The sequence below is a fragment of the Bradyrhizobium manausense genome (assembly GCF_001440035.1).
GTDB classification, from domain to species: Bacteria; Pseudomonadota; Alphaproteobacteria; order Rhizobiales; family Xanthobacteraceae; genus Bradyrhizobium; species Bradyrhizobium manausense.
Window position 1 is genome coordinate 22,828 of record NZ_LJYG01000076.1, and the last position, 5,656, is coordinate 28,483.

General features: G+C 65.3%; 7 protein-coding genes and 1 pseudogene. All 8 read right to left on the reverse strand.

All coding sequences use genetic code 11. From position 1 onward, the window contains the following. A partial coding sequence (locus tag AOQ71_RS47990; protein WP_245316941.1) for a M20/M25/M40 family metallo-hydrolase occupies positions 1-374 on the reverse strand: 374 nt, incomplete at its 3' end. After that, positions 371-1,018, reverse strand: a complete 648-nt coding sequence (locus AOQ71_RS17455) for a DUF805 domain-containing protein (RefSeq protein ID WP_057748404.1) — start codon at positions 1,016-1,018, stop codon at positions 371-373. The genes AOQ71_RS17455 and AOQ71_RS47990, both read right to left, overlap by 4 nt. Positions 1,019-1,256: 238 nt before the next feature. Next, positions 1,257-1,586, reverse strand: a 330-nt coding sequence (locus AOQ71_RS47995) for a DapH/DapD/GlmU-related protein (protein WP_283809601.1), incomplete at its 5' end; no start/stop codon positions are given. Position 1,587: 1 nt separating this feature from the next. Continuing rightward, positions 1,588-2,096 (reverse strand): annotated as a pseudogene (locus AOQ71_RS48000) (2,3,4,5-tetrahydropyridine-2,6-dicarboxylate N-succinyltransferase); the annotation flags it as partial. Between the two features lie 233 nt (positions 2,097-2,329). Beyond that, positions 2,330-3,019, reverse strand: a complete 690-nt coding sequence (locus tag AOQ71_RS17465; RefSeq protein WP_057748409.1) for a pyrimidine 5'-nucleotidase — start codon at positions 3,017-3,019, stop codon at positions 2,330-2,332. 112 nt (positions 3,020-3,131) lie between these two features. Continuing rightward, entirely contained in the window at positions 3,132-4,118 is a 987-nt protein-coding gene (locus AOQ71_RS17470; RefSeq protein WP_057748477.1) for a DUF1036 domain-containing protein, read from the reverse strand. A 194-nt stretch (positions 4,119-4,312) separates the two neighbouring features. Further along, positions 4,313-5,200 carry an acetylglutamate kinase gene (gene argB, locus AOQ71_RS17475; protein WP_057748412.1) on the reverse strand — a complete coding sequence of 296 codons (888 nt, stop codon included), beginning with the start codon at positions 5,198-5,200 and terminating at the stop codon, positions 4,313-4,315. A gap of 167 nt (positions 5,201-5,367) precedes the next feature. Continuing rightward, positions 5,368-5,656: DUF423 domain-containing protein (locus AOQ71_RS17480; RefSeq protein WP_245316942.1), on the reverse strand; the 289-nt coding region annotated here is incomplete at its 5' end.

A 5,656-nucleotide genomic window follows, 5' to 3' on the forward strand; every position in this document is an offset into this window, starting at 1 on the left:
CCGCCGTTGGCGGCGAGATGCTCCAGCACCGCGGCCACCGAGCACGCAATGCCGCCCTTCATGTCGACCGCGCCGCGGCCGTGCAGAAAACCGTCCTTCACCTCGCCGGAGAACGCGCCAACGCTCCAGGCGCTCTCGTCGCCTGGCGGCACGACGTCGGTGTGGCCGGCAAAGGTGATGTGCGGGCCTTCGGTGCCGATCCGCGCATAGAGATTGTCGACGTCGGCGGTGCCGTCCTCGCTGAAGGTCACGCGGTGGCAAATGAAGCCGGCTGCATCAAGCGCTTTCTCAAGCACACCGAGCGCGCCGGCGTCTTCAGGGGTTACCGAGGGGCAGCGGATCAGGTCGCGGGCAAGGGAGAGAGCATCGGTCATGCGCCCCGCTTAACATGCATGCCGGCGGGCGGGCTAGCGCTGGGCGGGACAATTTCGAGCTCGCGGCTCTGGTCCCAGCTTTTCGCAGGGGACGTTGCGGATACGGATTCGCTCTCGGCCGCGGCCAGCGGATCGGGGCCGAACCGGTTAGTGCCCGACGTGCCGGGCGCAATGAACATCTCGACGAAGCCCCACAGCCAAAGTGCGTAGCAGGCCCAGTCGAGCGGAGTGAACGATGGAGACAGCCGGTTCGAGAGGTGAAGCAGCAGGTTGGGTAGGAAGAAGAAAAGCACGATCCACCAGCCGCGCCGATCGCGGTCGTGGAGCCGCTTGATTGCGGTCGCCAGATAGATCCAGAGGAACAACGGCAAGGCTAGGCCCTTCAGGATCAGCGTCACGCGGTCGGTCGAGGCCAGCAAATGCCAGGCGCCGGGATCGATGACCCGAAATAGGTCGTCGAGACCGAAGTCAAAGTCGAACTCGATGCCGAGCTTGGCTGCGGATCTGGTCCCGTCGAGCAGGCCGATGATGGGACTCATGTTCTCCAGCACCGCCGCCAGCAGCGCGACGATCAGCAGCGCCTGCCACATCAGGGCGCGGTTGATGCGGCCGTCGAAGCGGAAGAGGTACCAGGTCCAATCCATGCGAAAGGCTCCGGGCAGGAAGGGGCGCCCGGGAATTGGTCGCGATGGCGGGGGAGGGGGTTCGATAAGCTGCCAGACCCGTCATCCTGAGGTGCGAGTGGCACGATGCTAAGCATCGCGCCGGGAGCCTCGAAGGATGCGCGGCCACGATGCAGCCGGCAGCCGGGCCGTCGCCCTTCGAGGGCCGCCCAAGAGGCGGCCACCTCAGGGTGACGGATTGCGTCTTTGCAGGCAGAACTCAGTCCCGCAGCAGCTCGTTGATGCTGGTCTTCGCGCGCGTGCGCTCGTCGACGCGCTTGACGATCACGGCGCAGGCGGTGCTCGGGCCGATCTGGCCGTTCTTCATCGGCTTGCCGGGCAGCGCGCCGGGCACCACGACGGCATATTCCGGGACCTCGCCCATGAAGATCTCGCCGGTCTCGCGGTCGACGATCTTGGTCGAGGCGCCCAGGAACACGCCCATCGACAGCACCGCGCCCTTGCGCACGATCACGCCCTCGGCGACCTCGCTGCGCGCACCGATGAAGCAATCGTCCTCGATGATCACGGGCTCGGCCTGCAGCGGCTCNCCGCCGATGCCGGCGCCGCCGGAGATGTGCACGCGCTTGCCGATCTGCGCGCAGGAGCCGACGGTGGCCCAGGTGTCGACCATGGTGCTCTCATCGACATAAGCGCCGAGATTGACGAAGGACGGCATCAGCACGACGTTCCTGGCGATGAAGGCCGAGCGGCGCACCACGGCGCCAGGCACCGCGCGAAAACCGGCGTCGCGAAAACGGTTCGGGCCCCAGCCTTCGAACTTCGAGGGCACCTTGTCCCACCAGTTGGCCTGGCCCGGGCCGCCGGCAATGACGTCCATGTCATTGAGACGGAACGACAGCAGCACGGCCTTCTTCAGCCACTGATTGACCTTCCACTTGCCGTCGGCCCCGCGCTCGGCCACGCGCGCCTCGCCCTTGTCCAGGGTCTCCAGCGCCTGGTTCACGGCCTCGCGGACTTCGCCCTTGGTCGAGGTCGAGATGCCGTCACGCGCCTCGAAAGCGCTGTTGATGGTGGATTCCAGGGCGGACAGGGACATCGGGATTTCCTCTTGGGAGCGGGGAATTTGATGGATTGGGGCGCTTTTTCGGGATTTGGAAAGGTCAAGTCAAGCGCACAATCGTGGTTGCTGGGCTTGTCTTGGCCATCCTCCCCGGTCATTCCGGGGCGATGCGAAGCATCGAACCCGGAATCTCGAGATTCCCCGGTGCGCAATTGCGCACCTGAGGTTCGCCCTTCGGGCGCCCCGGAATGACGGCGGCCGCTACGTCTTCACCGCGACAACCCCGCCAAAAACCCCGCCAGGTCCTCCGTGACGTGGTCGACATGGGCCGCATCGCGGCCCTCCAGCTCCCAATCCTCGCGCACCACGTCCTTGGTGCCGTCAGGCACCACCAGCACCGTGGTCATGCCGAGCTGGTGCGGAACGGTGAGGTTGCGGGCGAGATCCTCGAACATGGCGGCCCTGGTTGCGTCGACCGCGTGCAGATCGAGGAATTTCCGATAGGTCTGCGCCGCCGGCTTGGGCTCGAATTCAGCGGCGATGATGTCGAACACGCCGTCGAAATGCGAGCTGAGGCCCAGTCGCGCCAGCACCGCATCGACATGATCGACCGAGCCGTTGGTCAGGATCAGCTTGCGTCCCGGCAGCTTTGCGATGGCTGCGCCGAGCGCCGGATTCGGCTCCAGCGGCGAATGGTCGATCTTGTGCACGTAGGCGAGATAGTCGTCGGCGCGCACGCCATGCAGGGTCATCATGCCGCGCATGGTGGTGCCGAAGCGCCGGTAATAGTCCTTCTGGATGTTGCGCGCTTCCGCGGGCGTCACGTTCAGCCAGTTGCAGACGAACTCGCCGATCCTGGCATCGACCTGCTGCCACAGATTGACGTGGTGCGGGTAGAGCGTGTTGTCGAGATCGAACACCCAGGTGTCGATATGGGCGAAGGCGCGGGGTTGGGTCATCTCAATGCTCTATCTGCTAAGCGCAATCGCTGCTCCACGCTCCGCTGTCGTCCCGGCCCCCGCGCACAATTGCGCACCAGGCCGGGACGACACCGTATTTGCGGCCCACCCATCACGGCAACGCAAAGCGCAGCGTCTTGCCGCCACTGCTCATGTCCACCACGCCAAACCCCGTCGCCATGAATCCGCGCGCACCGCAATCGGTCTGCTCATTGGTCTCGAACTTGGTCTCGCGGGTGCAGAGCTGCTTGCCGCCGCCCCAGTTCAGTGGCTTGTCCTTCAGCCTGATGGCGCGGTTGTCGCTGTCCACGGCTTCCGCGAAGCTGAAGATCTGCTTGGGCTGGCCGGACAAGTCAGGATGCAGGCAGGTCTTGGGATCGATGCGATACCAGCCGCGGCTGGTGACGGACTTGCCGTCATCGGTCGCGATTGCCGCCATCACCTTGTGCGGCGTGTCGTTGCACCAGGTGAGACCGCTGGTGGACGGCGTCTGCGCCGCATCGACCAGGGTCTTGAAGAAGCCTGGCGAAGAGACTGCGTCGGACGACAGTCCGCGGCTCTTCAGGAACGCGGCGAGCGCTCCTTGCGTCTTCGGCCCGTCGACGCCGTCGATGGCGCCGATGTCGTAGCCTGCGATCACCAGGAGCCGCTGGATGCCGGCCAGTCGCGCCTGCTCGTCGTCATATTCGGAATCCTCGGCGAGATAGGCGACGAGATTGCCGTCGTCGGCCTGCGTCGGCGTCACTTGCGTGAACGCCGCCTGGGTCTGGCCGCTGCGGCATTGCCGCGCGGCGGCGATGACGAAATTCTCCTGCGCCACGCACAGCAAGTCGTGGCCGTTCTGCGGGATCGGCGAGGCGCCGTAGACGCCGAGCGCGCGGGCGTGAAGCAGGATGCGGTCGGCGGTGAGCGTGCCCTGCACCACGACGCGGCAGGTGGCGGGATCGATCCTGAACCAGCCGCGCGTCGCGGTCGCCGCCTTGTCGTCGATGCCGATCGCGGCCTCGACCACGTAGGACATGCGGTTGCAGATCTTCAGGTCGGCGAAAGCAGGCGCGGAGGAGAAGAAGAGCGAGATGGCCGCGGCCGGCAGCGTCATCAGGAAACGGGTGAGGGCCGAGCGGCGATGTTTCACCTTCGTCATTCCGGGATGGTCCGAAGGACCAGACCCGGAATCTCGAGATTCCGGGTTCGCCCTGCGGGCGCCCCGGAATGACTGTCCGAGGCGAGAGCTCTGGATGCCCAAGGCGAGCCCGGACATGCCGGCCTTTTTCCGCTGGTCGCGTTCGTCCATCACTTGTGGATCAGCGTTCCCGTGCCCTGGTTGGTGAACAGCTCGAGCAGCACCGCGTGCTGCATCTTGCCGTCGATGATGACGACGCCCTCGACGCCCTGCTCCAGCGCGTAGATGCAGGTCTCGACCTTCGGGATCATGCCGCCGGAAATGGTGCCGTCGGCGATCAGCTTTCGCGCGTCCTTCACCGAGAGCTGGGGGATCAGCTTCTTCGATTTGTCGAGCACGCCGGGCACGTCGGTAAGCAGCAACAGGCGTTTGGCCTTCAGCGCGCCCGCCACGGCACCGGCAAAGGTGTCCGCGTTGATGTTCAGCGTCTGGCCCTCCTTGGAGGTCGCGAGCGGCGCCAGCACCGGGATCAGCTCGTAGCCGATCAGCTGGTTGAGCAGCGTCAGATCGACCTTCTCGGGATCGCCGACGAAGCCGAGATCGATTGCCTTTTCGATGTTCGAGTCCGGATCGATGATGGTGCGCGTCGTCTTCGACGCCTTCACCATGTTGCCGTCCTTGCCGGAGAGACCCACGGCCTTGCCGCCGGCCTCGTTGATGTAGCCGACGATCTGCTTGTTGACCGAGCCGGCCAGCACCATCTCGACGATCTCGATGGTGGCGGCGTCGGTGATGCGCAGGCCGGCTGCGAATTCCGAGACGATGCCGAGGCGCTTGAGCATGGTCGCGATCTGCGGGCCGCCGCCATGCACCACCACCGGATTGATCGCGGTCTGCTCGAGCAGCACGATGTCGCGGGCAAAATTCTTCGCGGTCTCCTCGTCGCCCATGGCGTGGCCGCCATATTTGATGACGATGGTTTCTTCGTCGTACTGCTGCATGTGCGGCAGCGCTTCGGACAGGATGCGGGCCTGGTCGAGCGGGGAGATGTCGGTCATGTCACGGATCTCGCTGGCGGGACTAACGCGGGTTCGCGTTCTATCTGATTGGCGGGCGAGGCGCAAAGCGTTGCTGATGTGTAGCCCGGATGGAGCGCAGCGTAATCCGGGACCGGTGTTCGCGGTAAGAACCCCGGATTTCGCTTGCGCTCCATCCGGGCTACGGATCAGCGTTTCCCCACCACCGCCGCCAGCGTCACCGCCAGCCAGCTCAAGATCATCAGCGTTCCACCTGTCGGCGCTGCCATCGGAAACAGCGAATGCCCCGCATATTGCCGCAGGGTGAGGTCGCCGGCGAATATCACAGCGCCGATCACGAAGCCGAATGCGGCGATCAGGCCAATTCTGCCGTGCAGAAGGCTGCGCGCGAGCAAGGTGACCGCCGCCAATATGGCAGTTGCATGAAACAGCAGCATGGCGCTGGCGGAGGCAAGCCGGCTGGCATCCGCGCCGTGG